This window comes from Halorubrum sp. AJ67 (assembly GCF_000513435.1).
Genome location: NZ_CBVY010000015.1, coordinates 92830 through 96988, shown reverse-complemented (window position 1 = coordinate 96988; position 4159 = coordinate 92830). Strand labels below are relative to the sequence as shown.

5 protein-coding genes are annotated in these 4159 nt (G+C 67.5%); all 5 read right to left on the bottom strand.

Annotated features, from left to right (window positions below):
* Positions 1-532 (bottom strand): HAD family hydrolase (locus tag BN903_RS17550; RefSeq protein ID WP_048077926.1); only part of this gene is annotated, 532 nt, incomplete at its 3' end.
* Positions 529-1323, bottom strand: a complete 795-nt coding sequence (gene phnE, locus BN903_RS11905) for a phosphonate ABC transporter, permease protein PhnE (protein WP_048077925.1) — start codon at positions 1321-1323, stop codon at positions 529-531. The genes BN903_RS17550 and phnE (BN903_RS11905), both read right to left, overlap by 4 nt.
* Positions 1323-2159, bottom strand: coding sequence for a phosphonate ABC transporter, permease protein PhnE (gene phnE / locus BN903_RS11900; RefSeq protein WP_048077924.1), 837 nt, complete (start codon positions 2157-2159; stop codon positions 1323-1325). Before phnE (BN903_RS11900) ends, phnE (BN903_RS11905) begins: the two co-directional genes overlap by 1 nt.
* 3 nt (positions 2160-2162) lie before the next feature.
* Positions 2163-3023 (bottom strand): phosphonate ABC transporter ATP-binding protein, encoded by an 861-nt coding sequence (phnC, locus tag BN903_RS11895; RefSeq protein ID WP_048077923.1) that lies wholly within the window; start codon positions 3021-3023, stop codon positions 2163-2165.
* 3 nt (positions 3024-3026) lie between these two features.
* On the bottom strand, positions 3027-4159 hold a 1133-nt coding region (gene phnD, locus BN903_RS11890), incomplete at its 5' end, for a phosphate/phosphite/phosphonate ABC transporter substrate-binding protein (RefSeq protein WP_228841095.1).

Here is a 4159-nt window from a genome sequence, read left to right as displayed (position 1 = left end):
CGACGTAGAGTCCACCGGAGGCGTCCAGCGCGTCGAGCGCCTCGTTCAGGTAGTGCGGGTCGGGCTTCCGCCGCCGGAACCCGTCCGGGCCGAGGTCGCGGCCGCGGACGAACGAGAACGCGTCGAGCCGGAAGTGGTCGACGACGAACTCGACGGTCGGGTGGTAGTTGTTGCTCACGAGCCCGACGGGGACGCGATCGGCTATGTCGTCGAGGGCGTCGACATCGGGGCAGAGCCGCCTCGTGCCGGCGGCGAGCCGGGCGACCGCGCGCTTCGCGCTGCGCTCCTCTCGCGCCCGGAAGAACTCGGCGGAGTCGACCCCGAGCTCCTCGCAGGCGGCCCGGAACTCGTCGTCGTACTCGTACGTTTCGAGCGGTCGCCGGAGGTCGCCGGTCACCCGTATCCCCCGCTCTTCGAGCACGTCGTCGAGCGCGCGGGCGTGGACCGCGTCGTCGGTCCCCCACCCGTCGAGGATCACGCCGTCCATGTCGAAGAGGACGACGTCACCCTCGTCGAGGGTCAACGGCCTCATCGGACCTTTTTCCTCGCGTACGCCGAGATTCCTTCGCTCACGATCACGACCGCCAGGATGGCGAAGAGCAGTGCTGACACCGTCCGCCAAGCGAACGAGTTGATCGCCTGGAACAGCTGGACGCCGATCCCGCCCGCCCCGACGAAGCCGAGGATGGTGGCCGCTCGGACGTTGATGTCCCAGCGGTACACCGAGATCCCGACCAATGCGGGCTTGATCTGCGGCACAATCCCGTAGACGAGGAGTTTGAACGGGTTCGCACCGGTCGCGCGGACCCCCTCGACCTGTCCGAAGTCGATCTCTTCGATCTCCTCGCCGAGGAGCTTCGCCAGGAATCCGATCGACCTGACCGCGGTCGCGACCGTCCCGGCGAGCGCGCCGGGGCCGAACATCACGACGAAAAGCAGCGCCCAGACGATCGTATGGACCGACCGCGAGACGGTGACGATGAGCTTTCCGAGCGCGTACGTCGCCTTGTTCGGCGTCGTGTTCTCGGCGCTGATGTAGGCGACGGGTGCGGCCATAAGGACCGCGCCGATCGTCCCGACGACGGCGATCTGGATCGTCTCCGCCAGCGGACCGACGGCGTTCGGTAGGTATCCCCAGTCGGGCGGGTACATCCGTCCGAGCAGGTCGCTGACTTGGAGCGGCGCGGAACCCACGTACCGCAGGCTCATGTCGAGCCACTCCCACGATCCGACCACGATCGCGGCGGCGACGACGACGGAGCCGATCCGGAAGAGTCGCTCCCTCGCGTCGAACCGGCTCCAGTCGCTCGCGGCTCCCGCCATCACTGGACCCTCCGTCGGACGACCGCGCTGACGAACTCCGCCACCAGGACGACCGCGATGATGGCGATCAAGATTGCGGCCACGTAGTCGTACTCGTACCGGGAGTAGGACCGCTGGAGGAGCACGCCGAGTCCGCCCGCCCCCACGATCCCGACGATCGTCGACGACCGGATGTTGATGTCCCAGCGGTACACCGCGAGGCCGGCGAACCGCGGGACGACCTGCGGGACGACCCCGTAGACGAGCCGCTGGAACCGGGAGGCACCCGTCGCCTCGATCGCCTCGACGCCGCCCATGTCGATGTCTTCTAAGTCTTCGGCGAACAGCTTCGAAAAGAACCCGACCGTCTTGAAGCTGATCGCGAAGATCCCCGCGAGCGGCCCGAACCCGAGCGCGATGACGGCGATGATCGCGACGATCAGCCCGTCGATGGCGCGCGAGACGCTGATTATCCCCCGGCTCAGGTAGTACGTCGGCCGGGGCGAGAGGTTCCCAGCCGCCCCGAGCGCCACCGGCAGGCTGATCGCGATCCCGGAGACGGTCGCGATCATCGCCATCGCGATCGTCTCGATCATGCGATCGACCAGCCTAGCGATGTTTTCGCTCCCGGTCTCCGGCGGCAGCATCGAGTCGATCAGCTCGTAGCCGTAGCCTAGCCCCGAGATGAACCGCCCGGGAGTGATCCGGAGGCTCGCGACCGACCAGACGACGAGCGCGAGGACGGCCCCGTACACCGCCCACTTCGCGGAGCGGTTTCGGAACGCGGTCGGGCGTCTCCACGTCCGCCGTTCGGCCGCGTCGAGCGAGTCGGTCGACGTCGGTGACTCGGTCGCCATCGGTCAGTCCTCTGCCGGGAGGCGGCCGTTTCCGGCGTTCGACCCGTCCCCGGTGATCTCGGGCGTGCCCTCGCCGCCGGTGCCGTTCGACAGTCGATCCGGGTCTGTCGCCGCCGACGCCGGCAGCTCCTCGCCCCGGTAGATGACGCCCTTCGACTCGTCTGTGAGGTCGGCCGCCGGGCCGTCGAAGACGAGCTCCCCGTCGTGGAGCCCCAGGATTCGGTCGGCGTATCGTTCTGCGAGATCGACCTCGTGGATGTTTATCACGACCGGGACATCGCGCTCGACGGCGATGTCCGTCAGCAGCTCCATCACGTCCCGCGACGTTTCGGGATCGAGGCTCGACGTGGGCTCGTCGGCCAGGACGATCTTCGGCTCTTGGACCACCGCCCGCGCGATACCGACCCGCTGGCGCTGGCCGCCGGAGAGCTCGTCGACTCGCTTGTTTTCCATGTCGTCGAGACCGACGAGGTCGAGCAGCTCGTACGCGCGCTCGACGTCCTCCGGCGGGAAGTTCCGGCGGAGTGCGGCCCAGTTCGAGACGTAGCCGAGCCGCCCGGACAGGACGTTCTCCATCACCGTGAGCCGCTCGACGAGGTTGTACTCCTGGAACACCATCCCGATGTCCCGGCGGGCGTTCCGGAGCTCGTCCTCGCCGAGTCCCGTCAGTTCGCGGTCATCGAGGCGGACGCTCCCTGTGGTCGGCTCGACGAGTCGATTGATACACCGGACGAAGGTGCTCTTGCCGGCCCCGCTCGGGCCGATCATCGCGACGACCTCCCGGCCGCCGATCGTGACCGACACGTCGCGGAGCGCCTCGTCGCCGGTCGGATACGTCTTCCCGAGGTTCTCTGTTTCGAGCATCGGTTACAGGTTCCCGCTCTCGTACTCGACGCCGTTGTACCGCTGGATGACCATGATGTCGTTGAAGACGGTCTTGTAGTCGATCGGGACGTATTCGGCCTCGCCGGTCTGCTCCGCGTAGTCGGTCCCCGTCCAGTCGGTCTCGATGTAGGCCTCCTTGATCCCCTCGACGATGTCCGGGTGGAGGTTGTAGCGGTGGACGACCGGACCCGGCGGGAACGGATTGCTGGCCCAGACCACTTTGAAGTCGTCGTAACTCATGTCGTCGTTCGCTTGGATGAGGTCGTCCAGACAGGTGCTACAGATCGGGCCGCAGTCGTAGTCGCCCACGAATATCCCGCGACCGGACTGGTCGTGGCCGCCCGAGAACTCCACCTCGTAGTCCTCGCCGGGCGTCACGTCGAAGTACTGGTCGAACAGCGCCGACGGTGCCTGATTCCCGGAGTTCGACGCCGGCTCGGTGTGGGTGACGTCGTAGTCAGGGAAGTCTCTGACCGACTGGATCTCGTCCATGTCGGCGCGGGTGATCGCGAGCAGCCGATACCCGAACTGGCCGGTGGGACTGATGGGGTCCGCGAACGGGACAGCGCCGCCGAGGTTGACCGCGAACGCCGTCGTCCCCGTCGAGACGTTTCCCAAGTGAGCGCGCCCCGAGCGGAGGGCCTCGACGGACGCCGCGTTGGAGTCGACGGGTTGCCACCTGACCGACCGACCGGTCGTCTCCTCGATCCGGTCCATCATCGGCTGGATGGTCTCTTGGAACTGCGCCTGACCGGACTCGCCGGGTTTGTCGACGAACACGAGCGGATCGGGGTCGACCCAGTCGCTCTCGTCGTCGGGCAGTTCCCGCGGCGGCTCACCGTGGGCCACCTCGTCGATGTCGCGGTTCCGCATGTTCTCCAGGTCGGTCGCGCTCCCCTGGAAGTAGTCGTTCTCCGCGACGGCCGTCAACAGGTAGTTGTTCTCCTCCCAGTTGGGGTTCGCGTACTCGAACTCCGAGGCGTCCCTGAGCATCGGGTCGCCCGGCTCTCCGCTGTCGCCGCCGTCGCTTCCGTCGCTTCCGTCGCTTCCGTCGCCCCCATCGCTCCCGTCGCCGCCGTCGAGGCCGGCACCGGCGTCGCCGCTCTCACCGCTCC

Bases quoted from the DNA above. Each gene is read 5' to 3' on its own strand.
- phnC (WP_048077923.1), bottom strand. From the start codon at position 3,023: ATGCTCGAAACAGAGAACCTCGGGAAGACGTATCCGACCGGCGACGAG.
- phnE (WP_048077924.1), bottom strand. From the start codon at position 2,159: ATGGCGACCGAGTCACCGACGTCGACCGACTCGCTCGACGCGGCCGAA.
- phnE (WP_048077925.1), bottom strand. From the start codon at position 1,323: ATGGCGGGAGCCGCGAGCGACTGGAGCCGGTTCGACGCGAGGGAGCGA.